19 protein-coding genes are annotated in these 24,944 nt (G+C 67.0%); 10 read left to right on the top strand and 9 right to left on the bottom strand.

Features of this window, described 5'->3' with window-relative positions; genetic code table 11:
* Nucleotides 1-142: 142 nt before the first annotated feature.
* From sucB to N792_RS05895, 5 genes are all read left to right on the top strand, one after another.
* Nucleotides 143-1,360 carry a dihydrolipoyllysine-residue succinyltransferase gene (gene sucB / locus N792_RS05915; protein ID WP_036193362.1) on the top strand — a complete coding sequence of 406 codons (1,218 nt, stop codon included), beginning with the start codon at nt 143-145 and terminating at the stop codon, nt 1,358-1,360.
* A 93-nt stretch (nt 1,361-1,453) separates the two neighbouring features.
* On the top strand, nt 1,454-2,884 hold the full coding sequence (lpdA, locus tag N792_RS05910; protein ID WP_036193361.1) for a dihydrolipoyl dehydrogenase: 1,431 nt from the start codon (nt 1,454-1,456) through the stop codon (nt 2,882-2,884).
* 157 nt (nt 2,885-3,041) lie between these two features.
* A complete protein-coding gene (locus N792_RS05905) occupies nt 3,042-3,635 on the top strand; it encodes an LOG family protein (RefSeq protein ID WP_036193360.1) in 594 nt (197 codons plus the stop codon).
* 79 nt (nt 3,636-3,714) lie between these two features.
* Nucleotides 3,715-4,713 (top strand): YhdH/YhfP family quinone oxidoreductase, encoded by a 999-nt coding sequence (locus tag N792_RS05900; protein ID WP_036193359.1) that lies wholly within the window; start codon nt 3,715-3,717, stop codon nt 4,711-4,713.
* Nucleotides 4,714-4,771: 58 nt separating this feature from the next.
* Nucleotides 4,772-5,137, top strand: coding sequence for a response regulator (locus N792_RS05895; RefSeq protein WP_036193358.1), 366 nt, complete (start codon nt 4,772-4,774; stop codon nt 5,135-5,137).
* A 76-nt stretch (nt 5,138-5,213) separates the two neighbouring features.
* Here N792_RS05895 and N792_RS05890 read toward each other — a convergent pair whose 3' ends face one another.
* Nucleotides 5,214-6,140: a DnaJ C-terminal domain-containing protein gene (locus tag N792_RS05890; protein WP_036193567.1), complete on the bottom strand. Its 927-nt coding sequence runs from the start codon at nt 6,138-6,140 to the stop codon at nt 5,214-5,216.
* A 210-nt stretch (nt 6,141-6,350) separates the two neighbouring features.
* Here N792_RS05890 and N792_RS05885 point away from each other — a divergent pair, with 210 nt between their 5' ends.
* Both N792_RS05885 and N792_RS05880 read left to right on the top strand, forming a co-directional pair.
* Complete coding sequence (locus N792_RS05885; RefSeq protein WP_036193356.1) at nt 6,351-6,830, top strand: peroxiredoxin; 480 nt, start codon at nt 6,351-6,353, stop codon at nt 6,828-6,830.
* A 25-nt stretch (nt 6,831-6,855) separates the two neighbouring features.
* Nucleotides 6,856-7,419, top strand: a complete 564-nt coding sequence (locus N792_RS05880; RefSeq protein WP_036193354.1) for a ferritin-like domain-containing protein — start codon at nt 6,856-6,858, stop codon at nt 7,417-7,419.
* 79 nt (nt 7,420-7,498) lie between these two features.
* On the opposite strand, the gene gyrA is transcribed toward N792_RS05880, so the two are convergent.
* The 8 genes from gyrA to N792_RS05840 form a co-directional block, all read right to left on the bottom strand.
* Nucleotides 7,499-10,144 (bottom strand): DNA gyrase subunit A, encoded by a 2,646-nt coding sequence (gene gyrA, locus N792_RS05875; RefSeq protein WP_036193353.1) that lies wholly within the window; start codon nt 10,142-10,144, stop codon nt 7,499-7,501.
* 266 nt (nt 10,145-10,410) lie between these two features.
* Nucleotides 10,411-11,469 (bottom strand): S-methyl-5-thioribose-1-phosphate isomerase, encoded by a 1,059-nt coding sequence (mtnA, locus tag N792_RS05870; RefSeq protein WP_036193352.1) that lies wholly within the window; start codon nt 11,467-11,469, stop codon nt 10,411-10,413.
* A 221-nt stretch (nt 11,470-11,690) separates the two neighbouring features.
* Nucleotides 11,691-12,674, bottom strand: coding sequence for an EF-P lysine aminoacylase EpmA (gene epmA, locus N792_RS05865; protein ID WP_036193351.1), 984 nt, complete (start codon nt 12,672-12,674; stop codon nt 11,691-11,693).
* 106 nt (nt 12,675-12,780) lie between these two features.
* The gene (ligA, locus tag N792_RS05860; RefSeq protein ID WP_036193350.1) at nt 12,781-15,129 is read right to left on the bottom strand and encodes an NAD-dependent DNA ligase LigA; all 2,349 of its coding nucleotides are present in this window, start codon (nt 15,127-15,129) and stop codon (nt 12,781-12,783) included.
* A gap of 129 nt (nt 15,130-15,258) precedes the next feature.
* Nucleotides 15,259-15,531 carry a hypothetical protein gene (locus N792_RS05855; RefSeq protein WP_036193349.1) on the bottom strand — a complete coding sequence of 91 codons (273 nt, stop codon included), beginning with the start codon at nt 15,529-15,531 and terminating at the stop codon, nt 15,259-15,261.
* Between the two features lie 66 nt (nt 15,532-15,597).
* Nucleotides 15,598-16,341 (bottom strand): cell division protein ZipA, encoded by a 744-nt coding sequence (zipA, locus tag N792_RS05850; protein WP_036193348.1) that lies wholly within the window; start codon nt 16,339-16,341, stop codon nt 15,598-15,600.
* Between the two features lie 119 nt (nt 16,342-16,460).
* The gene (gene smc, locus N792_RS05845; protein WP_036193347.1) at nt 16,461-19,964 is read right to left on the bottom strand and encodes a chromosome segregation protein SMC; all 3,504 of its coding nucleotides are present in this window, start codon (nt 19,962-19,964) and stop codon (nt 16,461-16,463) included.
* Between the two features lie 278 nt (nt 19,965-20,242).
* Nucleotides 20,243-20,542: a YciI family protein gene (locus N792_RS05840; RefSeq protein WP_036193346.1), complete on the bottom strand. Its 300-nt coding sequence runs from the start codon at nt 20,540-20,542 to the stop codon at nt 20,243-20,245.
* Nucleotides 20,543-21,302: 760 nt separating this feature from the next.
* On the opposite strand from N792_RS05840, the gene N792_RS05835 reads away from it, so the two are divergent.
* From N792_RS05835 to N792_RS05825, 3 genes are read left to right on the top strand one after another with little or no spacing between them, the layout of a single operon-like run.
* Nucleotides 21,303-22,241 carry a segregation and condensation protein A gene (locus N792_RS05835; protein WP_036193345.1) on the top strand — a complete coding sequence of 313 codons (939 nt, stop codon included), beginning with the start codon at nt 21,303-21,305 and terminating at the stop codon, nt 22,239-22,241.
* A gap of 42 nt (nt 22,242-22,283) precedes the next feature.
* Nucleotides 22,284-23,174 (top strand): SMC-Scp complex subunit ScpB, encoded by an 891-nt coding sequence (gene scpB, locus N792_RS05830; RefSeq protein WP_036193344.1) that lies wholly within the window; start codon nt 22,284-22,286, stop codon nt 23,172-23,174.
* On the top strand, nt 23,171-24,742 hold the full coding sequence (locus N792_RS05825) for a pseudouridine synthase (RefSeq protein WP_036193343.1): 1,572 nt from the start codon (nt 23,171-23,173) through the stop codon (nt 24,740-24,742). The genes scpB and N792_RS05825 overlap by 4 nt, the downstream gene beginning before the upstream one ends.
* Nucleotides 24,743-24,944 lie beyond the last annotated feature (202 nt).

Raw genomic sequence — 24,944 nt, 5'->3', positions numbered from 1 at the left:
GGCCCGGTCGATTCCGGGCCGGCTTATAGTCAGTGGCCTGTGCCACGCCGTTTATTGCCGGTTGGGCGGGATCGCCCGTCACCCAACCGATCCACCCCTCGCCATTCGTCCCACTCAACAAGTTACCCAGGATGCCTTCCCCATGAGCACCGAGATCAAAGTTCCGGTTCTGCCCGAATCCGTCTCCGACGCCACCATCGCCACCTGGCACAAGAAGCCCGGCGATGCGGTCCGGCGCGATGAGAACCTGGTCGACCTCGAAACCGACAAGGTCGTGCTGGAGGTTCCTTCGCCGGTTGACGGCGTGCTGAAGGAAATCAAGTTCGACACCGGTGCTACGGTGACCAGCGAGCAGTTGCTGGCCATCGTGGAAGCCGGCGCCGCGCCCGCCGCGGAAGTAAAGGCGGACAAGGCGATCGATGCCAAGAACGACGCCGCGGCCACCGACGTGGCCCAGCCGGTGCAGGCCAAGGCGACCGCTGCGGCAGCACCGGCGGGATCTTCCAGGACCGCTGATTTGCCGCCTGGCGCACGCTTCACCGCGAACAAGGAAGGCATCGACCCGGCCAACGTCGAAGGCACCGGCCGTCGCGGCGCGGTGACCAAGGAAGACCTGCTGAACTACGCCAAGAATGCCGGCGTGGGCAAGGCTGGCGGCGCCCGCCCGGAAGAGCGCGTGCCGATGACGCGCATGCGCCAGCGCATCGCCGAGCGCCTGATGGAGTCGAAGAACTCCACCGCGATGCTGACCTCCTCCAACGAGGTCAACATGTCGGCCGTCATGGCCATGCGCAAGTCGCAGGGCGAGGCGTTCCAGAAGGCCTACGGCATCAAGCTGGGCTTCATGAGCTTCTTCGTGAAGGCCGCCGCCAACGCACTGCAGCGCTATCCGCTGGTCAACGCCTCGGTCGATGAAAAGGACATCATCTACCACGGCTATTCGGACATCTCGATTGCCGTCTCCACCGACAAGGGCCTGGTCACGCCGGTGCTGCGCAATGCCGAGTCGATGAGCTTCGCCGAGGTCGAGCAGGCCATCAACGACTACGCTGTCGCAGCACGCGAAGGCGGCCTGAAGCTGGAAGACCTGCAGGGCGGCACCTTCACGATCACCAACGGCGGCACCTTCGGCTCGCTGTTCTCCACCCCGATCATCAACCCGCCGCAGAGCGCCATCCTGGGCATGCATGCGATCAAGGAGCGGGCGATCGTCGAGAACGGCCAGGTCATCGCCGCGCCGATGATGTACATCGCGCTGAGCTACGACCACCGCATCATCGACGGCAAGGACGCGGTGCTGTTCCTGGTGGACATCAAGAACCAGCTCGAAAACCCGCACCGCATGTTGCTGGGCATGTGATTCCGGCCGTTCCCCGACCGGTACGAGCATGACCCTCCGAAGCCCCGGCCAGCTGGCCGGGCGCTTTCCGCACCAAGCCAAGGATCCTTTGAGATGAGCGAACAACAGAACTTCGATGTCGTGGTGATCGGTGCCGGTCCCGGCGGCTACGTGGCCGCGATCCGCGCCGCGCAGCTCGGCCTGAAGACCGCCTGCATCGACGCCGCACTGGGCAAGGACGGCAAGCCGGCGCTGGGCGGCACCTGCCTGCGCGTGGGCTGCATCCCGTCCAAGGCGCTGCTCGACAGCTCGCGCCAGTTCCACAACCTGACCCACATGTTCGCCGACCACGGCATCTCGGCCGAGAAGCCGAAGATGGACGTCGGCGTCATGGTGGGCCGCAAGGACAAGATCGTGAACCAGTTCACCGGTGGCATCACGATGCTGTTCAAGGCCAACAAGGTCACCCCGTTCCACGGCTTCGGCACCCTGCATGCGGGCAACGTGGTCAAGGTGAAGCAGCACGACGGCTCCGAGGTCGAGCTGAAGGCCGCCAACGTGATCATCGCTGCCGGTTCGGATTCCATCGAACTGCCGTTCGCCAAGTTCGACGGCGACAAAATCGTCGACAACGTCGGCGCGCTGGACTTCACCGAGGTGCCCAAGCGCCTGGGCGTGATCGGTGCGGGCGTGATCGGCCTGGAGCTGGGCAGCGTCTGGAAGCGCCTGGGTTCGGAAGTGACCATCCTCGAAGCCCTGCCCGGCTTCCTGGCAGCGGCCGATGCGGACATCAGCAAGGTCGCCGCGCGCGAATTCAAGAAGCAGGGCCTGGACATCAAGCTGGGCGCGAAGGTCAGCAAGGCCGAGATCAAGAAGGACGGCGTCCACCTCACCTACACCGACGCCAAGGGCGAGCAGAGCCTGGTGGTCGACAAGCTGCTGGTGGCCGTGGGCCGCCGCGCCGCCACCAAGGGCCTGCTGGCCGACGGTACCGGCGTGAAGGTCAATGAGCGCGGCCAGATCGAGGTCGACGAGCATTGCCACACCGGTGTCGATGGCGTCTGGGCGGTCGGCGACTGCGTGCGCGGCCCGATGCTGGCGCACAAAGCGTCCGAGGAAGGCATCGCGGTGGCCGAGCTGATCGCCGGCCTGCCCGGCCACGTCAACCTGGATACCGTGCCCTGGGTGATCTACACCGAGCCGGAAATCGCCTGGGTCGGCAAGACCGAAGAACAGTGCAAGAGCGAAGGCATTCCGTACAAGACCGGCAGCTTCCCGTTTGCCGCCAACGGCCGCGCCGTGGCGATGAACGAGCCCGCCGGGCTGGTCAAGGTCATCGCCCATGCCGAGACCGACCGCGTGCTGGGCGTGCACCTGTGCGGGCCGAACGTGTCCGAGCTGGTCCACAGCGGCGTGATCACGATGGAATTCAAGGGCGCCGCCGACGACCTGGCCCGCATCTGCTTCGCCCACCCGGCACTGTCGGAAGTGGTCCACGAAGCGGCCATGGCGGTCGACAAGCGCGCGATCCACAAGGCGAACTGATCGCCCCGACGGGCGAACGGATCGCGGCGCAGACCGACCTGGAACCACACACGGCGCACCTCGGTGCGCCGTTTTCATTTACCTCTTTTGATCACCACTCGAGTGATCACCAGTCGAACGCCCGCCCTGGTGGTCGACTCCAGCAGGAATCCGCCCCATGAAATCCGTCTGCGTCTATTGCGGCTCCCACTCCGGCTCCCGCCCGGTCTATGCGGAACGTGCCGCCGAGCTTGGAAATCAACTTGCCGAACAGGGCCTGGCGGTCATCTACGGCGGCGGCAACGTCGGTCTGATGGGGATCATGGCCGATGCCGCGCTGGCCGCAGGCGGCGAGGTGATCGGCGTGATTCCCGAGCAACTGGTCACCTGGGAAGTCGCCCACCGCGGCCTGACCCGGCAGGAGGTCGTGGGCAACATGCACGAGCGCAAGGCGCGCATGTTCGAACTGTCGGACGGCTTCATCGCCCTGCCCGGCGGCTTCGGTACCCTGGACGAGATGTTCGAGATGCTGACCTGGCGGCAGTTGGGGCTCGGCAACAAACCCTGCGCTTTCCTCGATGTGGACGGATTCTACGAGCCGCTGATCGCCATGATGGACCGGATGGTCGGCGAGCACTTCGTGAACGCCGAGCAGCGCCTCGACCTGTGGCACGGCGAGGACATCGATGGGATGTTGTCGTGGATGCAGGCCTATCGGCCGGCAAACGCCGACAAGTGGCTCGAAGAGAAGCGACGCAACGCGGTGCGCTGATCCATTCCCCCACACTGCTCCAATCCAGACTGCAACCCACGGCACGGACAACCGCCGGTACCGATCGAATGAGGACGACATGACCAACACCACCCCAGCCACTTTCAACGCCTTCCGCATCCACAACGACGCGGCCGGTTATCGCAGCGGCATCGAAGCGATCTCGCTGGACGACCTCGCTCCCGGCGAAGTGGTGGTCAAGGCTGTCCATTCTTCGATCAACTTCAAGGACGCACTGGCAGGCACCGGCCAGGGCAAGATCCTGCGTCGGTTCCCGCTGGTCGGCGGAATCGATGTCGCCGGGCACGTGGTCGCATCCACCGATCCGGCCTTCAAGGAAGGCGATGCGGTGCTGGCGACCGGCAGCGGGCTCAGCGAGACCCGTGACGGCGGTTACAGCGAGTACGTGCGTCTGGAAGCGCAATGGACGATTCCGTTGCCGGCCGGCCTGAGCCTGCGCGAAAGCATGATCCTGGGCACCGCAGGCTTCACCGCCGCACTGGCCTTGTTCCGGATGACCGAAAACCGGCAACGCCCGGACATGGGGCCGTTGGCCGTCACCGGCGCGACCGGTGGCGTCGGCTCGCTGGCGGTCGACATCTTCAGCCGCGCCGGTTTCGAGGTCCACGCCATCAGCGGCAAGGCCGACCAGCACGCCTACCTGCGGGACATCGGCGCCAGCCAGGTACTCGGCCGGGAGGCCCTTGCCACGACCCGCCCGATGGAATCCGCGCGCTTTGGCGGTGGCCTGGACAACGTCGGCGGCCCGATGCTGACCAGCCTGCTGGCCCAATGCGCGCCTTACGGCAATGTCGCCAGCGCCGGTCTGGCCGCCTCCGCCACGCTGGATGCCACCGTCATGCCCTTCATCATCCGCGGCGTGTCGTTGCTGGGCGTGGCCTCGGCCGGTACAGCACGCGACATCCGCGAAGCGGTCTGGCAGCACCTCGCCAGCGACTGGAAGCCCGTCCACCTGGAACGCATCTGCACCCGCGAAGTCACCCTGGCCGAGCTGCCCGGGGTATTTCCGACCATGCTCGCCGGCGGCTCACTGGGACGGACACTGGTCACCCTCTGAGCCGTTTGGCGGTCACGACTTACGCGGCTACAATCCAACGGTCTACTGGGGAAAACACATGGCGCGCATTCTGATCGTCGACGACTCGCCGTCGCAATTGATGGGCATACGCCGCATCGTCGAAAAACTCGGCCACGAAGCACTGACGGCCGAAGACGGTGCCGCCGGCGTGGACGCCGCCAGGCGGGAACTCCCCGACCTGGTATTGATGGACGTGGTGATGCCGAACCTCAACGGGTTCCAGGCCACCCGCTCGATCTGCCGCGACGCCGCCACCAAACACATCCCGGTGGTCCTGGTCACCACCAAGGACCAGGAGACCGACCGCGTCTGGGGCATGCGCCAGGGGGCGAAGGCGTACATCACCAAGCCGTTCAACGAGTCCGACCTGGCGGAAATACTCGGTCAGTTGCTGCAGGCCTGACACCATCCGGCAAACCCGGTCACGGGCCGCATAGCCCGCCGCACACCGGATTTTCGCCCGCGCGATGGTGCGGGCATCACTCCCGGCGCCAGTCCTTCCCGAAGGCATCGCGCATGGCTTCGTACGCGCCCTTCTGTGCGTCCGTGGTCGGCTTGGGCGCCAGCACTTCCAGCTCGACGATCTGATCGCCGCTCGCCGATGCGCCCGGCAGGCCACGACCGCGCAAACGCAGCTTGCGGCCTGCTTCGGAATTGGCGGGAATCTTCAAGTCCACCGAACCACCCAGCGTCGGCACGCTGATCGTCGCTCCCAACGCGGCTTCCCACGGGGCAATCGACAGGACGTGGATCACGTTGCGCCCGTCCACCTCGAACTGCGGATGGGCGGCGTATTCGATTTCCAGCAGCAAACCGCCGCCATGACTGCCCTGCCCGGCCAGCCGGATCGCCTGGCCTTCGCGGATGCCCTTGGGCACGCGCACGTCCAGGGTCTTGCCGTTGATGGCGATGCGCACGCTGTCGCCGGCGTATACCGTTTCCAGCGGCACCGACAATTTGGCCCGGGTATCCGCGGCCGCCCGTGGCTGCCCGTGCGCCGACCGCTGGCCGAAGCCATTCCCGCCAGCACCACCGGCACCGGCGCGCCCCCGACCGAACAGGCTTTCGAAGAAATCGCTGAAGCCGCCACCGGCACCGCCTCCAGCAAAAATCTCCTCGAAATCGACCCCGCCCCCGCCCGGACCACCAAAACCACCCGGCGGCGGACGCACCTCGTCGCCCGGACGGTAGCCCCGCGCGCGCAACTGGTCATAGGCCGCACGCTTCTGCGGATCGCGCAACGCTTCATAGGCCTCGTTGACCGCCTTGAACTTCTCCTCCGCGCCGGCCTCCTTGCTGACGTCGGGGTGGAACTTGCGCGCCATCCTCCGATAGGCCGTCTTGATCTCGGCGTCTCCGGCGCTCGCCTCGACACCGAGGGTCTCGTAGTAATCCTTGAAATGCATCAATCGCTCCAGAAGCGTTCCGCGTGACGTGGACGCAGGATATCCCCAGGGATGAACGCGGGGTGTATCGGCCATCCTTCCAGATGGTCACGACGCGGGCCCGGTTCAAGCGCTGCCGGCACGCTTTTTCTGTTCTTTCGCCTGCATTGCGGTGTTGACGCGGAATTTAGAAGCCCGCGCCTACACTGCCTTTCTACACAGGAGAATCCCATGAGCATCCAAGTTGGCGAACACCTTCCCGACGTCCCGCTGCAGCGCATCCACGATGGCGTCCAGACCGTGGATACCGCCAGGTTGTTCGGTGACAGCAAGGTGGTGATCTTCGCCGTCCCGGGCGCATTCACGCCAACCTGCTCGGAGAAACACCTGCCCGGATTCGTCGAGCATTACCAGCAGTTCCGCGACAAGGGCATCGACGTGGCCTGCATATCGGTCAACGACCCGTTCGTGATGCAGGCGTGGGGCCAGAGCCAGAACGTGCCCGAGGGCCTGATGATGCTGGCCGACGGCAATGCCGTGTTCACCCGGGCACTGGGGCTGGAATTGGACGCCAGCTCCTACGGCATGGGAACCCGCGCCAAACGCTTCTCGCTGTACGCCGAGAACGGCGTGGTCAAGCAGCTTTTCGTGGAGGCACCGGGCGAGTACCGGGTGTCCTCGGCCGAACACATGCTGTCGCAGCTTTCCTGATCTTCCCTCCGCCACGGAGATCGACATGAATACGCAACAGTCCTCATCGAACAACTCCCCGTTCGTCAGCGACCTGGCGGCAATCCGCAAGCGCGCGCGCCAGCATGTCGACAAGGGAGCGATCACCGACAGCTACACCGCCGACCGGGAGACCGTGATCCGGCTGTTGAACGAGGCGTTGGCAACCGAGCTGGTCTGCGTGCTGCGCTACAAGCGCCATTACTTCATGGCCAGCGGGCTGATGGCCGATTCGATCAAGGCCGAGTTCCTGCAACATGCCCAGGAGGAGCAGGCCCACGGCGACCTGATCGCGGAACGCATCGTCCAGTTGAGGGGCGAGCCCGACTTCAACCCCGAAATCCTGGCGGGGCGTGCGCATGCCGAATACGTCGAAGGCAGCGACCTGCGCGACATGGTGAAGGAAGACCTGGTGGCCGAACGCATCGCGATCGACAGCTACCGCGAGATGATCAACTACATCGGCAACAAGGACACCACCACCAAGCGCATCCTAGAATCCATCCTCGCCCAGGAAGAGGAACACGCCGACGAGTTGTCGGACATGCTCGACGGCTGGATCGGCAGCTGACCGGAACCGCACGCCTGGAACCAGAAACGCCGCCCATCCCGGGCGGCGTTTCTGGTTGTCACGGCAGCTGCAACAGCCGTCAGTCCGGCGAATCCGTCGAAGGCTCCCCATCTTGGGGAGCGATTACCGAGGGATCGACATCCACAGGCGCAACCTCAACCTCGGCGCCATCAGTGGGATCCACTTCCAACTCCTCGTCCAGCGACGCATCCAGCCGTTCGACCGCCTGCAGGGTCTCGTTGTCCGCCAGCCGCATCAGGGTCACGCCCTGGGTGTTGCGGCTGACCTGCGAGATCTCCGAGGCGCGCGTGCGGACCAGGGTGCCGCCGTCCGAAATCAGCAGGACTTCGTGGGTCTCGGTGAGCTGGACCGCTCCGACCAGCTGGCCGTTGCGCTCGGAGGTCCGCAGCGCGATCACGCCCTGCGTGCCGCGCCCCTTGCACGGGTACTCCGCCAGCGGAGTGCGCTTGCCGAAGCCGCGCTCGCTCGCGGTCAGGATGTCGCCGTCGCCTTCGACCACGATCAGGCTCACCACCTTGCCGCCCTCGCCCAGACGCATGCCGCGCACGCCGCGGGCGGTACGGCCCATCGAACGCACGGTCTCCCCGGAGAACCGGACCGCCTTGCCCTCGCTGGAGAACAGCATGATGTCGCAGTGGCCGTCGGACAGGCCGACGCCGATCAGCGCATCGCCGTCGTCCAGGTTGATCGCGATCTTGCCGCGCTGCAGCCGGTAGGCGTATTCGCTAATCGGGGTTTTCTTGACCACGCCATTGCGGGTCGCGAAGAACACATAACGCTCGCCTTCGTAGTCACGCACCGGCACCACGGCCTGCACCTGCTCGTCGGGTTCCAGCGGAATCCAGTTGATGATCGGCCGGCCGCGCGCGGTCGGACCCGCATCCGGCAACTGGTACACCGGCAGCCAGAACACGCGGCCGGCGCTGGTGAAGGTCAGCAGGGTGTCGTGGGTGTTGACCAGCCACAGGCTGTCGATGAAGTCCTCGTCCTTGGTCGCCGCCGCGTTGCGTCCGCGGCCACCGCGCTTCTGTGCCCGGTAGGTGCTCACCGGCTGGCGCTTGGCGTAGCCGGAATGCGACAGCGTCACCACGACATCCTCGGGCGCGATCAGGTCGAGGATGTCGAGGTCTTCCTCGCTCTCGCGGATCTCGCTGCGGCGTTCGTCGCCGAACTCCGCCTTGACGTTCTCCAGCTCGGTGCGGATCACGTCGAGCAGCACGTTCGGATCTTCCAGGATCTCGATCAGGCCGCGGATGGTCTCCAGCAGCAGCTTGTACTCGTCGGTCAGCTTCTCCTGCTCCAGCCCGGTCAGGCGGTGCAGGCGCATTTCGAGGATCTGCTGGGCCTGGGTCTCGGTGAGCTGGTAGCGGTCGTTCAGCAGGCCAACGCCCTTGGGCAGGTCCTCCGGCCGCGAGGCCTCGGCACCGGCGGCGCCGAGCAGCGCCCCCACCAGTCCCGGCTCCCAGGACTTGGCGAGCATGCGCTCACGCGCCTCGTTCGGGTTCGCCGAGGTCTTGATCAGCTCGATCATCTCGTCGATGTTCGCCAGCGCGACGGTCAGGCCTTCCAGCACGTGCGCACGGGCGCGCGCCTTGCGCAGATCGAAGATGGTCCGGCGGGTGACCACTTCGCGACGATGGCGCACGAAGGACTGCAGAATCTGCTTGAGGTTCAGCAGCTGCGGCCGGCCATCGACCAGCGCCACCATGTTGATGCTGAACGACGACTCCAGTTGGGTCTGCTGGTAGAGGTTGTTGAGCACCACCTCAGCGGAATCGCCGCGCTTGATCTCGATGTAGATGCGCATGCCGTCCTTGTCGGACTCGTCGCGCAACTCGCTGATGCCTTCGAGCTTCTTTTCCTTGACCAGCTCGGCGATCTTCTCGATCAGCCGCGCCTTGTTGACCTGGTAAGGAATCTCGGTGACCGCGATCGCCTCACGGCCGTTGTCGGCGACCTCGATATCCGCCTTGGCGCGCATGCGCACGCGGCCGCGACCGGTGTGGTACGCGTTGATGACCCCGGAGGTGCCGTTGATGATGCCGGCGGTCGGGAAGTCCGGACCGGGCACGTGCACCATCAGGCCGTCGATGTCGATCCCGGGGTCGTCGATCAGCGCGATCGTCGCGTCGATGATCTCCGACAGGTTGTGCGGCGGGATGTTGGTCGCCATGCCGACCGCGATGCCGGCGGAACCATTGATGAGCAGGTTCGGGATCCGGGTCGGCATGACCGTCGGCTCGAATTCCTTCTCGTCATAGTTGGGCTGGAAGTCGACGGTTTCCTTCTCGATGTCCGCCATCAACTCATGGGTGATCCGGGACATGCGCGCTTCGGTGTAACGCATCGCCGCGGCGGAGTCGCCATCGACCGAACCGAAGTTGCCCTGGCCATCCACCAGCAGGTAGCGCAGCGAAAACGGCTGCGCCATGCGCACCAGCGTGTCGTAGACCGACTGGTCGCCGTGCGGATGGTATTTACCGATCACGTCACCGACGATTCGTGCCGACTTGAAGTACGGCTTGTTGGCGTGCGCGCCGAGCACGCTCATCGCGTACAGGACGCGCCGGTGCACTGGCTTGAGTCCGTCCCGAACGTCCGGAAGCGCGCGGCCGACGATTACGCTCATCGCGTAATCGAGGTAGCTGCGACGCATCTCGTCTTCGAGGTTTACCGGGATGATTTCCTTGGCAAGATCGGCCATCAGGTTTCCGTGTTTAGCGAGAGCGATACTGCTTGCAGCAACCGGAAACCACCCCTGACGCTTTCAACGACCGCCTCTTGAGAGGCCACTGAGAGTTGCCACTGGAACCAGCAACGAAACGCGCTACCTGCAGGGCTTTCCGATCTGCGACAGGCAGATGAAAAAGACAGGAAATGATAGCACACGCGGCACCCTCATGCCTCGCTGAATTTCCGGCGAAACAAGGACTTAGCGAATATTTCCCGTCATCGCGGCATCACGCGCGCTCAGCTGCCGAACGCTGCCTGCATCGCAACCGCATCGGGGCGCTCGATCACGCCGCGCTCGGTCACGATCGCATCGATCAACCCGTGGGGGGTGACATCGAACACCGGATTCCACGCCTGGATCCCTGCGGCCGCCGTCGCCACGCCGCCGATGCCGAAAAGCTCCTGCGGGTCGCGCTCCTCGATGTGGATCGCATCGCCGGAAAGCGTGCCCATGTCCACCGTCGACGAGGGGGCCGCCACCATGAATTTCACCCCATGGTGGCGCGCGGCGATCGCGAGCTGGTAGGTGCCGATCTTGTTCGCGCTATCGCCATTGGCGCAGATGCGATCCGCACCGACCACCACCCATTGGACCTTGCCGGACTTCATCAGGTGGGCGGCAGCGGCATCGGCGATCAGGGTGGGCATGATGCCGTCCTGCTGCAGCTCCCACACGGTCAGGCGCGCGCCCTGCAGCCAGGGCCGGGTCTCGCCGGCAAACACCTGCGCGATGCGGCCTTGCGCCACTCCGGCGCGGATCACGCCCAGGGCGGTGCCGAACCCCGCTGTCGCCAGGGAGCCGGTGTTGCAGTGGGTCAGCACACCGCTGCCCGGCGCGATCAACGCCGCACCCAGCGCGCCCATATGGCGGTTGGCGGCAAGGTCCTCGCGGGCGATCAGGTCGGCTTCGCGGGTCATCACTTCGCGCCAGTCCGTACCGGCGTCGACAAGCTTGCGACGCATCCGCGCCAAGGCCCAAGCCAGGTTGACCGCCGTCGGCCGCGCCAGATTGAGATGGTCGATCGCCGGATCGAGCTTGCGCGCCGCCTCCCCGCCATCCGCCGCCTCGATATCGGCGGCGGCCAGCACCAGTCCCCACGCCGCCGCGATCCCGATCGCCGGCGCACCGCGAACGGTCAACGCGTGGATCGCCTCGTACACCGCCTGACTGGTGCGGCAGGTCACGTATTCGACCTGGAACGGAAGCTTGCGCTGGTCGAGCAGTTCCAGCGCGTCGCCGGTCCAGCGGATCGGGCGGATGCGGTCGTAGCGGTCGAAATCGAAGGTGTCGGTCATGGGGAGATTCCAGGCGTTGCGGTGCGATGGGCGATGGCGATACGTGATGCCGCGGGAAGGTGATCGGATTGGCGTGACGGCATTGCAATTGTAGGAGCGGCTTCAGCTGCGACCTGCACATCACTTCCTGGCCAGTGAGCAATCACGGCAGTCGTGTGATGGCCAGGCCCGAACAACAAAGCCGTAACGTGGGGCTTTGCGCATTCGCGGCAGATGGCAATTCAGGCGTGGGCGAAGTCGAATGCGAGCACGTCGGCGATGCGGTCGGTGCCGAGCATCGCCATCATCAACCGGTCGACCCCCAGCGCCACGCCGGCGCATTGCGGCAGTCCTGCCGCCAGTGATGCGAGGAAGCGTTCATCGCGTGGCGGCACGGCATCGCCGCGATGTTCGCGGATCCGACGGTCGCGGTCGAAGCGCGCGCCCTGCTCCACTGGATCGCTCAGCTCGTGGTAACCGTTGGCCAGTTCCAGCGGACCCAGGTACAGCTCGAAGCGCTCGGCGACCGGCGGCTGGCCGTCGCCGTCATCGCGCAGACGCGCGAGGGCGCATTGCGAGGCGGGGTAATCGTGGATCGCCAGCATCCGGTCGGCGCGGAAGTCCGGTTGCAGGCGATGGGTCATCAGCAGGTCCAGCCAGTCGTCGCGGGTCAGGCCTTGCGGATCGATGACCACCTCGCCCAGGGCGTCGCGCAATTCGCTGTCGGTGGCGGTCATCGGATCCACTCCCAACCGCTCGCGGTAGAGATCGCGGTAGCGGACCTGGACCAGCGGCACCTGGCGATCCACCAGGGACAACGCCGCATTGATGACGTCCGCGGTTTCCTCGACCAGCGCGCGGTGATCCCAGCCCAACCGGTACCACTCGAGCATGGTGAACTCGGGGTTGTGGCGACCGCCCGCCTCACCATCGCGGAACACACGGCCCAACTCGTAGCAGTCGCCGAACCCGGCTGCCAGCAGGCGCTTGAGCGGGTATTCCGGCGACGTCCGCAGCCAGCGCGTGCGCGGCGCGCCGTCGGTGCGGCCGCTGAAGGGCAGCGAGAACGAGGCGATGTTCGGCTCGGTATTGCCGGCGACCGACATCACCGGCGTCTCGACCTCGGTGACACCGCGCTCGGCGAAGAACGTGCGGATGCGCGCGTTGAGGGCAGCGCGCAGGCGCAGGGCGTCGAAGCTTGCGGTGGGTTGCCAGTCGGCGGTCATTGCTGCAGTTAAAACCGATGTAGGAGCGACGTAAGTCGCGAATGCGCAAGGAATTGGATGTTCAGTGGGTCGCGACTTGCGTCGCTCCTACATGGCACTGCTGCAGTCATTCGTGTTCGGTCAGAAAGGCAAGCAGCCGGGCCTCATCCCAGACCTCGACACCAAGTTCTTCGGCCTTGGCGAGCTTGGAGCCGGCGGCTTCGCCGGCCACCACGAAGCTGGTCTTCTTCGACACGCTGCCGGCGGACTTCGCGCCCAATGCTTCCAGGCGCGCCTTGGCTTCATCGCGGGTCATCGCCGAGAGGGTTCCCGTCAACACCACGGTCTTGCCCTCAAGCGGCCCGACGGCCACGGCATCCACAGCAGGAACCAGTGCGTCCAGCCGGGCCAGGGCATCGCCACACTGCGTCAGCAGCTTCGCGTTGTCCGCGTCCTCCAGCCAGGCGGCCAGCGCGGACGCCGTATCGGCCGGCAGGCCGGCGCTGATGAAATGGTGGTGCGGTGCATCCTGCAACGCAGTTGCGTCGGGAAACACGGCGGCCAGCTGCTCCGCGCGCAGGCGGGTGAGCCTGGGGATTTCCAGATCAACCAGCAACGCCGCCAACGTCAGGCCGTCCCGCAGCTTCGGCGATGGCGGGTGCGCATCGCCGATCGTCACGCCGCGCGCCAGCAGCTGGTCGATGACCTGCTGGTTGCCGGGCTGGTCGAAGAAATGGCCGATCGAACGGGCCACTTCCGCGCCGATATCCGGCACGCGTTTGAACAGCGGCCACGGCAGGTGGCGGATCAGTTCAAGGTCGCCAAACCAGTGCGCCAGCGCCTTCGCGGTGCTCTCGCCGACGCGCTGGATCCCGAGCCCGAACAGGAAGCGCTCCAGCGTCGTGCGGCGGCTGCGGTCGATCGCCTCGATCAGGTTCTCGGCCCAGCGGGTCGCGACCTTGCCCGACTTCACCGTTTCCGGGATGGTGCCAGCCCGTTCGTCGCCACGACGCTTCATCTCCAGCAGGTCGTCGAGGGTCAGTTTGTACAGGTCCGCCACCGAGGTGACGTAGTCGAAGTCCGACAGATCCTCGATGTAGCGCTCGCCCAGGCCGTCGATGTCCATTGCCCGCCGCGAGGCGAAGTGGCCGATGGCCTCCTTGCGCTGTGCCGCGCAGGTCAGCTCGCCCGAACAGCGCCATACCACCCCGCCTTCCTCGCGCAGGATTTCCGAACCGCATACCGGGCAGTGCGTCGGCATCGCCCAGGCGACGGCGTCCGGTGCGCGCAGGCCCGGCACGACGCGGACGATCTCCGGAATCACGTCACCGGCACGGCGCACAATCACGGTGTCGCCGACGCGCACGTCCAGCCGGGCGATCTGGTCCGCGTTGTGCAGGGTCGCGTTGGTGACCACAACCCCGGCCACCTGGACCGGTTGCAGGCGCGCGACCGGCGTCACCGCGCCGGTCCGCCCGATCTGGACCTCGATCGCCTCCAGCACGGTCGACTGCTCCTGCGCCGGAAACTTGTGCGCGATCGCCCAGCGCGGCGCACGCGAGACGAAGCCCATCTCGCGCTGGCCGGCATAGTCGTCGAGCTTGTAGACCACGCCGTCGATGTCGAATGGCAGGTGGTCGCGGCGCTCGCCGATGCGCCGGTAGTAATCCAGCAGACCGTCGACACCGCTCACCACGCGGCTTTCGGCGCTGACCGGGAAGCCCCACCCGCGCAGTTGCCGCAATGTCGCCGAATGGGTGTCGGGCAACGCGCCGTCCTCGACCATGCCGACCGCGTACGCATAGAACGCCAGCGGCCGACGCGCGGTGATGCGCGGATCGAGCTGGCGCAGCGACCCGGCCGCACCGTTGCGTGGATTGGCCAGGACCTTGCCGCCCTCGGCCAGCATCCGCTCGTTGTAGCGCTTGAACCCCGCCAACGGCATGTAGACCTCGCCGCGCACTTCCAGCACCCCGGGCCAGCCCGTACCGCGCAGTTGCAACGGGATCGCCCTGATCGTGCGCAGATTGGCGGTGACGTCCTCGCCGCTGGCACCGTCGCCGCGGGTCGCGCCCTGGACGAAACGGCCGTGCTCGTAACGCAGGCTGATCGCCAGCCCGTCGAGCTTGGGTTCGACCGAGAACAGCGGATCCTTGCGGCCGAGGTTCTGCTCGATCCGGCGCACGAAGTCGGCGACCTCGTCCTCGGCGAACGCATTGCCCAGTGACAGCATCGGCAGCGCATGCACGACGGTGGCGAAGGCGCCCGACGGCGCGGCACCGACGCGCCGGGTCGGCGAATCGGCACTGGCGAGCTCGGGATGCGCGGCCTCCAACTGCTCGAGTTCACGCAACAGCCGGTCGTACTCCGCATCCGGAATCTCGGCGTCGTCGAGCACGTGATAGCGGTAGTTGGCGTCGTCGAGCTGGCGGCGCAGCGCGGCAATGCGGGTGGCGGGATCGGTCGTGGCAGGCATCAGGCTTCTATCGCAAGGGTTGCGGTCATCGGAGTCATCAGGCCGCGGGAAGCGCAATCCGATACCGCGGGAGCCTCCACAGCGTGACCGCGAAGGCGTGGAGATCCTGTACTGGTTGTCGTGAGCGCCTCAGCCCGCCCGTCGCTTGCGCGTCCACCCGATCAGCGCGCTCACCGCCACGCCGGCCATCGCGCCCATCAGGCCGTGGGCGGAGTTGAACCCGCCGATCGGATACCCGACCGCGATGCCCGCCGCGAAACCGGCCAGGACGAAGCCTGCATGCCGCCGCTGGACGATGAGCTGCCGGGCTTCGCGCGCACGTTTTTGCTGCAGCTCCTGCTCGATCTTCAGATCCGGCTCGAGCATGGCCGTGACGATGGCTTCGGCCTGAATCCTGTCCATGACGGCGTGGTCCTTTTGTGGTCTGGCGGTTTCATGCAGACGGCAAAGCGTCTGCCCGGAAGCGGCTTACCAGCGCGCCGGCCTGGTCAGTGACGGTGCCTCGCGCTGGCGGTCGTAGGCGCGCAGTTCCTCGCGGATATGGCCGATGCGCTGGCGACCCAGGTTGTTGCGTTGCTCGTCCAGGACGATGCCGCCGAGCAGTTCGGCCATGCGTTCGGCGGTCGGCAGCATGGTTTCCCAGGCGTCGAGGGCGGACACCGGCGCCGGCAGGGTCAGGAAGAAGGCGATCGCGGGCGTCTCCAGCTCCTGGATGTTCGCCATGTCGAAGTTGCCCGGCTTCATGATGTTGGCGACGCTGAACACCGGGCCGCGGTCGGATTGCTGTTCGACCAGGCGGTGGAAGACGCCCATGTAGCCATACACCAGCCCCGCCTTTTCGGCCGCCACGACAATGTCCGGCCCGTGCAGTTTCTCGCCCGCGCGCGCGGCCAGGTACAGGGTCACGATCTTGTCGAACTCGTCGCTGACACGGCGTCCGAGTTCGCCACCGGCGGAGCCGTCGAGGGTGCGGTCGAACAGCTCCAGTTCGGCCTGGGTAGTGGCTTCACCCACGGGCGTTCCGGACTCGGCCAATCCGCTTTCCATCTGCTCGCCGAGGGTCGGCTCGCGGCGGGCATCCTCGCCCTGGCCGTCGCGCGGCAGACGACGGCCCTGGCCGGGCTTGCGGGGCCGGCCGAAGAACACGATCGCGCCGACCACGAACAGGCCGGCGATCAGGATGGCAATCCGCAGCAGGGTCTCATCGGACATCGGTTTTGCTCTCCGGGCTCGGGCGGGGCTTCGTGGCAACGTGCTTCATGGCAGCAGGCTTCATGGCACAGGTTTCGCGGCATCAGGCTTGATGGCGATGGACATCACGGCAATGCGCATCACGCGGCACCGACCAGACGGGTGGCCTCGGCCAGGTCGACCGACACCAGGCGGCTGACGCCCGGCTCGCGCATGGTGACGCCGGCCAATTGCTGCGCGGCTTCCATCGTCGCCTTGTTGTGGCTGACAAACAGGAACTGTACCTGCTCGCTCATCTCGCTGACCATCGCCGCGAGCCGGCCGACGTTGGCCTCGTCCAGCGGCGCATCGACCTCGTCGAGCAGGCAGAACGGCGCCGGATTGAGCTGGAAGATCGCGAACACCAGCGCCACCGCGGTCATCGCCTTCTCACCGCCCGACAGCAGCGAGATGTTCGACACCCGCTTGCCGGGCGGGCGCGCCATGATCGCCACGCCGGTGTCCAGCAGGTCCTCGCCGGTGAGTTCCAGATAGGCGTGGCCGCCGCCGAACAGGCGCGGATACAGCTGTTGCACGCCGGCATTGACGCGGTCGAAGGTGTCCTTGAAGCGGCCTCGGGTCTCGCGGTCGATCTTGCGGATCGCTTCCTCCAGGGTCTCCAGCGCGGTGGTCAGGTCGACGTCCTGCGCGTCCAGATACTCCTTGCGCTGGCTGGCTTCGGCGTGTTCGGCGATCGCCGCCAGGTTGACCGGCTCCAGCCGCCGCAGCTTGCCGTCCAGCTCGTTGACGGTCCGCTCCCACGCCGCCGGTTCCATCTCGTCGGTCAGCGTGTTGACGACGTCGTCCAACACGAAGCCGGCCTCGACCACTGCCTCGACGAGCGCCTCGGCCTTGAGCAGGATCGCCTGCTGCTCCAGCCGGCGTTGGCCGATCGCCTCGCGCTGGGCGAGCGCCTGCTCGTCGCGCTGCTGGCGGGTCTGCTCGAACCGGCGCAGGTCGTTGTCGATGCCGTCCACCGCGGTGCGCGCGGCAGCGAGTTTCTGCTCGGTCTGCACGCGTTGTTCCAGCGTGACCTGGCGCTGCTCTTCCAGTTGCAGCACCGGGCTGTCGCCCTCGGCCAACTGGCTGGCCAGTTCACCCAGGCGCGAGTCGAGCTGGCCGCGCTGACCGCCCATCCGGTCCAGCGCCTGGGTCAGCGAGGCGACTTGGGCGCGCTGGGATTCCAGCGTGAGCGCGAGCGCATGGGCGGCGTCGCGGGACTCGCGGGCCATGGTGCGGGCGCGGTCGCGGGCTTCGCCGAGGGTGCGGCGTTCGTTGTCGAGCGCGTGGCGGGCGTCCTCCAGCTCGGTCATGCGCATGACCGCTTCTTCCTGGCGGTTGCGCGCCTCGCGACCCTGCTCGCGGGCCGCTTCCAGCGATTCGGACAGCTGTGCCAGTTCCGCCTCGATCTTCTCGATCCGGCCACGCGCCGAATCCAGCCGGCCCTGCTGGCTCTGCAGCTGGCCGGCCAGCTCGGAGACGCCGCGGTGGGCCATGTACAGGGTGCGCTGGGCGTCCTCGCGCTGCTGCTCGGCCGCCAGCAGGCGATCGCGCAGCTGGGTCAGGTTGGCGTCGAGTTCGTGCTCGCGTGCCTGCAGGGTTTCGATCTCGTTGCGCAGCGACTGGATCTCGCGCTCGCGCAGCAAGGCGCCCTGTTTGGCCGCGCCCGAGCGCAACACGCGCAGCCAGCCGGCACCGAGACGTTCGCCGTTTCGGGTGATCACCGACTCGCCAGCGGCAAGGCCGGCCAGCAGCGTACGCGCGGCCTGCAGATCCTCGGCGCCATGCCACTGGGACAGGATCCGCCGGATCGCGATCGGCCCGCGTACTCGCGACGCAAGCGAGGTCGGCGCGAAATCGACCGCGTCGTTTTTTGCCGCGACCAGCGCCAACCGGCCTTCGCCGAGTTCACCGATCGCATCGACCAGACTTTCCGGCGACTCCACCAGCACGCCTTCGATCAGCTGGCCCAGCGCGCTCTCCACCGCGTTTTCCCAGCCGTCCTCGACCACCAGCATTTCGCCGACGCGCGCAGCCGAATCCAGCCCGCGCGCCTGCAGCCAGCCCAACGCCGCACCCTGCTCCTGGCCCAGCGCGGCGTGCTGCAGGGTTTCCAGCGACGACAACCGGCCGCGTGCGGCCTGTGCCTGCTTGCGCACATCGGCCAGCGCGGATTGGGCGGCGCGTTGCTGCTCCTGCAACTGGTCGACGCCGGCTTTCCGGCTTTCCAGCGCGTCGGTGAGGCTGTCCAGCGACAGCTTGCGGGCTTCGTGATCCTCCTCCAGCGCCGCGAACGCCTCGGCCAGCGAGGCCAGGTCGAGGCCGGCGCGCTCGGCGGTCAATGCCTCGCGGCGGCGGTCGGCATCCATCGCCTGGCGGTCGAGATGCTCGATGCGGGTGCGCTCGACGTCCGCCGCGCGGGTGGCTTCGGACTGCGCGCGGGTGTGTTCGTCCCAGCGCTGCTGCCAGGCGGCCAATGCGGCCTCGGCCTCGCGCAGGGCGTCCTGGCGGGCGAGGTCCTCCTCACGCAACTGTTCCAGCCGCGGCTCGTCGTGCTCGATCGCCGCGCCGAGCACCTCCAGCCGCGACTGGTCGCTGCCGATGTGTTCGGCGATCTGTGCCAGCTGGCTCTGCGCCTCGTCGCGCGCCTTCAGCAGGCGCGAGGACAATTCGCGCTGGTGCTGGATCTGCTGCTCGATCCGGGCCAGCGCGCCGCCGACCTCGTAGCTCTCGGCCTGCGCCTTGTTCAGCGCCTCGGCGGCTTCCTCGCGGCGCACGCGGCCGGTCTCGATCTCGCGCTCGGCCTCGCGCTGCTCGGCGATCAACTGCTGCAGGCGGGTTTCCTGCTGGGCCAGCTTCTCGCGCTGGGCCTGCAGCTTGCGGTCCAGGGCGCGGTGCTCCAGCGCCTTCCACTCGGCATCCCTGACCTTCCGTTCGGCCTGGATGGCCTGGTACTGCTCGGCCTGGCGGGCCTGCCGGCGCAGGTGTTCGAGTTGCTTGCCGACCTCCTCGCGCAGGTCGCTCAAGCGGTCCAGGTTCTCGCGGGTGTGGCGGATGCGGGTCTCGGTCTCCTTGCGGCGCTCCTTGTACTTGGAGATGCCGGCGGCCTCCTCCAGGTACACGCGCAGGTCCTCGGGCCGGGCCTCGATGATCTGGCTGATCATTCCCTGCTCGATGATCGAGTAGCTGCGCGGCCCCAGTCCCGTACCCAGGAACAGGTCGGTGATGTCGCGCCGACGGCATTTGGCGCCATTGAGGTAGTACTGGCTGGCGCCGTCGCGGCTGACCAGGCGCTTGACCGAGATCTCGTCGAACGCGCCGTACTCGCCGGTGATGGTGTGGTCGGAGTTGTCGAAGATCAGCTCGACGGTGGCCTGCGATACCGGCTTGCGCGACGAGGAGCCGGCGAAGATGACGTCGGTCAGCGAGTCGCCACGCAAACGGCTGGCCGAGCTTTCGCCCATCACCCAGCGCACGGCGTCGATGATGTTCGACTTGCCGCAACCGTTCGGCCCGACCACGCCGGTCATGTTGGTCGGCAGGTGCAGGGTGGTCGGATCGACGAAGGATTTGAAGCCGGACAGCTTGATCGTGGACAGACGCATGCGTCGCGGGAGCCTCTTGAGCGCCGCGCGGGCGCTGCCGTTGATATCGCTTGGGAGTTGATGAACCGAGTTTGGAACGGGAAAGGCCGGGAGGATCAAAAATACCGGACCGGTCCCGACTATTGACCCGCCTGCCCGAAGATACGCGGTAATGCACGGGCCGTCGGCGAGTATAGCGGCCGGTATCGCGGCCGGTGACCGACCGTCGCAGGCGGCAAGACAGGCACGGTGGAGACCCGCCGGTATCGCCATTCACATCCGCGGCAGCGGATCACCGGTCAGGGCAGGACCCGCTTGAACGGCCGCACCTCGGTACGCACGTAGACGCCGGCGGCGACATACGGGTCCGCGTCGGCCCAGGCCCGGGCGGCTTCGAGTGATTCGAACTCGGCCACCACGAGGCTGCCACTGAAACCCGCCGGACCCGGATCTTCTGCGTCGACTGCCGGGCACGGCCCCGCCAGCAGGAGGCGGCCGAGGTCGCGCAGGCTTGTCAGCCGGGCCAGATGCTCGGACCGTGCCGCCTGGCGGCGTTCCAGCACATCGTTGCCGTCATACCCTTCGATCACGTACCACATGCGTTCGGACTTCCTTCAGGACAACCTGGTTCGGGACAGACTGAATTGTAGGCCACGCCTGCCTGCAAGCCGCTGGACAGCGCTTTCGCCACCCCGTAACCTAGCGGGCACCCTGAGGCAGGAAACAGTCAGCGTCCGGCATGGTCCCGACGTCGTGACGTCCGTCAGTGCGATGTTCGCCAGCGTGACCTTCGCCAGCACAGCCGTTTGCCAGCGTGATGTCCGCACCCCGCGACCGGCACTGTCTTCCGCAACTCATGCTTTCACGTCCAGCTTTACACCCAGCGTGCTTCACACCCAGCGTGTCCCCACACTCTGGATGCTCCATACAGGTATGTCCCATACCATTTTCGAAACCCGGCCTCGACGCCCTGGAACCGTCTTCCGCCACGTCCGACGCGTGACGCACATGCGGAGTCGCACCGACAGGTCGCCCGAACCGGTATTGGCACAGCGCACGGATCCGATGCCGCGCCCCCGGCGCATCGTTCCAGCACCGCCCCTGGCAGTTCGCAGCACCGGCAGGCCGACACCTGCAACGCAACATCACTGATCCCGGCCGCATGATTCCGGTGCGATCAGGATTTTTCCGGGATTTTCCCGGGGATTTCGCTCCAGGCAGTCTGCTTTCTTTCCGGACCGGATTGGCCGGCTTCCAATGAGACAACCGCAATTGACGGTTCCATTCGAAGCTTCGTAACGATTCCGCTCCACCAGTACTCGATACCGCAGCGCCACGACCCGGAGGGGTCGGCCCCGCATGACCAACGACCCCGCGCCCGGCGCGACCGCAGAAAACCTGGACACACCGCAACCGGACGGGGAAACCCTGAAGCCGGTGCCTCCGCGCCAGCAGGAAATGCCGCTGGCGATGGTGCACGGCCAGCCGGTACTGCAGATTCCGCAGGACCTGTACATCCCGCCGGATGCGCTGGAAGTCATCCTCGACGCGTTCGAGGGCCCGCTCGACCTGCTGCTGTACCTGATCCGCCGGCAGAACCTGGAGATCCTCGACATCCCGGTGGCGGAGATCACCCGCCAGTACGTCGACTACATCCAGGCGATGCACCACCTGCGGTTCGAACTGGCGGCCGAGTACCTGGTGATGGCCGCGATCCTGGCCGAGATCAAGTCGCGCATGCTGCTGCCGCGCGCGGTCGCCGAAGAGGATCTCGAGAACGACCCGCGGGCCGAACTCGTCCGCCGCCTGCAGGAGTACGAGCGTTTTAAGAAAGCCGCCGAAGACATCGACGCCCTGCCCCGCCAGGATCGCGACACCGTCCCGGTACAGGCTTTCGTGCCGGATCGGGCGTCGGTCAAGCTGCCGCCGGAGGTTGATCTGCGCGAGATGCTGCTGGCCCTGCACGAGGTGTTCAAGCGGGCCGAGCTGTACACCCAGCATGCGATCAAGCGCGATGCCCTCAGCGTCCGCCAACGCATGGGCGAGCTACTGACCCGGCTGGCCGACGGCGCCTTCCACCGCTTCGATGAGCTGTTCGAGGCGCGCGAAGGGCGACTGGGGGTGGTGGTGACGTTCCTGGGCCTGTTGACGCTGGCCAAGGAGCAACTGGTCGACATCGTCCAGGAAGCACCATTGGCGACGATCTACGTCAAATCGCTGGCGCTGGGCACCGATCCGTCGGAGATCCAGCTCAGCAGCGAGTTCGACGAAGCCGCCAACGACGACGCCACCACCTGACCGACCCGGCACCACGACCTTCTTCCTTCCACCGAATCATCCATGGACCAGACCCTGATCACCCGAATCGTCGAGGCTGCCCTGCTCGCGGCCAACCAGCCGCTGACGCTGGCCCAGCTCAACGAGCTGTTCGCGGCCGACGACGAGCAAACCCCCGCCGGCAGCGTCGCCCAGGCACTGGAAACCCTGCAGGCCGACTGCGCCGGCCGCGGTGTCGAACTGGTCGAGCTGGCCTCCGGCTTCCGTTACCAGGTCAAGGCCGACGTCCACCCCTGGGTCGCCCGTCTGTGGACCGAGCGCCAGACCCGCTACACCCGCGCGACGCTGGAAACGCTGGCACTGATCGCCTACCGCCAGCCGATCACCCGCGGCGAGATCGAGCAGGTCCGCGGCGTGGCGGTCAGCAGCAACATCATCCGGGCGCTGGAAGAGCGCGAATGGATCCGCGTGGTCGGCCACCGCGACGTGCCCGGCAAGCCGGCCCTGTTCGGCACCACCAAGGGCTTCCTCGACTACTTCGGCCTCAAGCGCCTGGACGAGTTGCCACCGCTGTCGGAACTCAAGGAGATCGGCGAGCTGGAGCCGCAGTTGCAGTTCAACGACGAGGACGGCGCGAAGCCGCCACGCACGATCGACGCCGGCGGCATCGGCACCGACGCCGGAACCGGCGACGACCACAAGCACGGCCAACACCATCCGGACACCCACACCGATGCCGGCGCGGATACCCGCGACGGCACCACCGACCCCACCCCCGCGCCTGTCGACGACAGCCACGGGAACGACGACACCGATGCCGACACTGCGCCGACACACGACGCGATCGACGCAGACGATTCCATCCCCGCCCACCCTGCCATCGAGACGATGGAAGACCGCGGATCACTCGAAGAGGACGACGCCGCACTGGCCTCGTCGGAGCAACAGAAATGACTGAAGAAACCCGCCGCAAGCTGTCACTCAAGCACGGCAACGACACCGACGGCACCCCGCGCCTGCAGGAGCGCCTGCACAAGGTGCTCGCCCAGGCCGGCCTCGGTTCACGCCGGGCACTGGAGCAGCGCATCGCCGATGGCCTGGTCAAGGTCAATGGCGAGGTCGCCCAGGTCGGCGTATCGATCGGCAGTGGCGACAAGGTCGAGATCGACGGCCGCCAGTTCGTCGCCAGCGCGCTGACCGAACCCTCCCGCGTGCTGATGTACAACAAGCCCGAGGGCGAGGTCACCACCCGCGAAGACCCCGAAGGCCGCGCCACCATTTTCGATGCCCTGCCCGCCCTGAAGGGCGCGCGCTGGATCGCGATCGGCCGGCTGGACATCAACACCACCGGCCTGCTGCTGCTGACCACCGATGGCGAGCTGGCCAACACCCTGATGCACCCCTCGTTCGAGGTGTCGCGTGAATACGTCTGCCGCGTGCGTGCGCCGGAAGGCCAGGACCACGTCGAGGACGCCATCGCCGACCGCCTCAAGCGCGGCGTCGCACTGGAAGACGGCCCGGCGAAGTTCGACGAGGTCGAGCGCATCGGTGGTGCCGACTCGCACGACTGGTTCCGGGTGGTGGTGAAGGAAGGCCGCAACCGCGAAGTGCGTCGCCTGTGGGAGTCGCAAGGCTGCCAGGTCAGCCGCCTGAAGCGGATCAAGTACGGCTCGATCGACCTGCCGCGCGAACTGCTGCGTGGCCAGTCGCAGGAACTGTCGACCGAACGCGTCGACACGCTGCGCAAGGAACTCGGGCTGGAGGATGGCGCCCCGTCGGCGCTGACCCTGCTGCCGGTGATCGGCCAGCGCAAGGCCGCCAAGTCGACGATCAACCTCTCCGGTCGCGCACAGAGTCCCGGCTATGTCGGCGGCCACGTGACCGCGGCCGACGAAGGCCGCGAACTGCGCCGTTTCGACAACGTCCGCGAGGATCGCGGCCGTGGCCGCGGCGCGCCCAAGCGCCATGGTGGCCTGACCGTCAGCGGCGAAGCGGCGGCCAAGCAGTCGCAGCGTCCGTTCAAGCAGCGCGCACCGAAGGGCCAGCAGCCGCTGCCCGACGGCAACCCGGCGGCGTTCCGCACCTGGTACGTGCCCGACGGCGTGAATACCGGCCCCAGCGGGCACCGCAATGCCGATGGCCGCGGCCCGAAAAAGCCTTACGGCAAGCCCGGTGGCGGTGGCGGTTACAAGGGACGCAGCGAACGCGGCCCGGGTGGCGGCGCGGGGGCCGGCGGCCAGCGCAGCCCGCGTCCGTACGGCCACCCCGGCAATGCCCCGAGCTTCCCGTCCGACCATGCCACTCCCGGTGGCTTCAATCCCTACGGCGACAAACCGCGTGGCCCGCGCGGACCGGGCGGCAATCCCGGCGCGCGTCCGGGCGGCCCGCGCCCACCGGGCGGTCGTCCGGGTGGCAACCGCCCGGGCGGTCCCGGCCCGCGCCCCGGTGGTCCCCGTCCGGGTGGCCCGCGCGGCGGCCGTCCCGGCGGCGGTGGACGCGGTGGTCCGCGCAGCGGTGGTTGAGCCCGGAGACTCTCGCACTGCAACATGAAGCCAGCGTCCATGGGTTCCCGCCTGCGCGGGAACGACGGAAGGCCGGTTTACCCGGACCTTCCTGGCGAGAACCGAAACAGCAAAAGGGGCGCCTGTCAGGGTGCCCCTTTTCTGTTTGGCCTCGTTTGATGGATCTGGCTCATCCTTGCCCGGATCGAGCAGACCGGCTCAA

Origin of the sequence: Lysobacter concretionis Ko07 = DSM 16239, assembly GCF_000768345.1 — a bacterium.
GTDB classification, from domain to species: domain Bacteria; phylum Pseudomonadota; class Gammaproteobacteria; order Xanthomonadales; family Xanthomonadaceae; genus Novilysobacter; species Novilysobacter concretionis.
Note: the sequence above shows the minus strand (reverse complement) of the source record. Positions and strands in the feature narration are given on the sequence as shown.

Coding starts and splice junctions, on each gene's coding strand:
- sucB (WP_036193362.1), top strand. CDS start 143: ATGAGCACCGAGATCAAAGTTCCGGTTCTGCCCGAATCCGTCTCCGAC.
- lpdA (WP_036193361.1), top strand. CDS start 1,454: ATGAGCGAACAACAGAACTTCGATGTCGTGGTGATCGGTGCCGGTCCC.
- N792_RS05905 (WP_036193360.1), top strand. CDS start 3,042: ATGAAATCCGTCTGCGTCTATTGCGGCTCCCACTCCGGCTCCCGCCCG.
- N792_RS05900 (WP_036193359.1), top strand. CDS start 3,715: ATGACCAACACCACCCCAGCCACTTTCAACGCCTTCCGCATCCACAAC.
- N792_RS05895 (WP_036193358.1), top strand. CDS start 4,772: ATGGCGCGCATTCTGATCGTCGACGACTCGCCGTCGCAATTGATGGGC.
- N792_RS05890 (WP_036193567.1), bottom strand. CDS start 6,140: ATGCATTTCAAGGATTACTACGAGACCCTCGGTGTCGAGGCGAGCGCC.
- N792_RS05885 (WP_036193356.1), top strand. CDS start 6,351: ATGAGCATCCAAGTTGGCGAACACCTTCCCGACGTCCCGCTGCAGCGC.
- N792_RS05880 (WP_036193354.1), top strand. CDS start 6,856: ATGAATACGCAACAGTCCTCATCGAACAACTCCCCGTTCGTCAGCGAC.
- gyrA (WP_036193353.1), bottom strand. CDS start 10,144: ATGGCCGATCTTGCCAAGGAAATCATCCCGGTAAACCTCGAAGACGAG.
- mtnA (WP_036193352.1), bottom strand. CDS start 11,469: ATGACCGACACCTTCGATTTCGACCGCTACGACCGCATCCGCCCGATC.
- epmA (WP_036193351.1), bottom strand. CDS start 12,674: ATGACCGCCGACTGGCAACCCACCGCAAGCTTCGACGCCCTGCGCCTG.
- ligA (WP_036193350.1), bottom strand. CDS start 15,129: ATGCCTGCCACGACCGATCCCGCCACCCGCATTGCCGCGCTGCGCCGC.
- N792_RS05855 (WP_036193349.1), bottom strand. CDS start 15,531: ATGGACAGGATTCAGGCCGAAGCCATCGTCACGGCCATGCTCGAGCCG.
- zipA (WP_036193348.1), bottom strand. CDS start 16,341: ATGTCCGATGAGACCCTGCTGCGGATTGCCATCCTGATCGCCGGCCTG.
- smc (WP_036193347.1), bottom strand. CDS start 19,964: ATGCGTCTGTCCACGATCAAGCTGTCCGGCTTCAAATCCTTCGTCGAT.
- N792_RS05840 (WP_036193346.1), bottom strand. CDS start 20,542: ATGTGGTACGTGATCGAAGGGTATGACGGCAACGATGTGCTGGAACGC.
- N792_RS05835 (WP_036193345.1), top strand. CDS start 21,303: ATGACCAACGACCCCGCGCCCGGCGCGACCGCAGAAAACCTGGACACA.
- scpB (WP_036193344.1), top strand. CDS start 22,284: ATGGACCAGACCCTGATCACCCGAATCGTCGAGGCTGCCCTGCTCGCG.
- N792_RS05825 (WP_036193343.1), top strand. CDS start 23,171: ATGACTGAAGAAACCCGCCGCAAGCTGTCACTCAAGCACGGCAACGAC.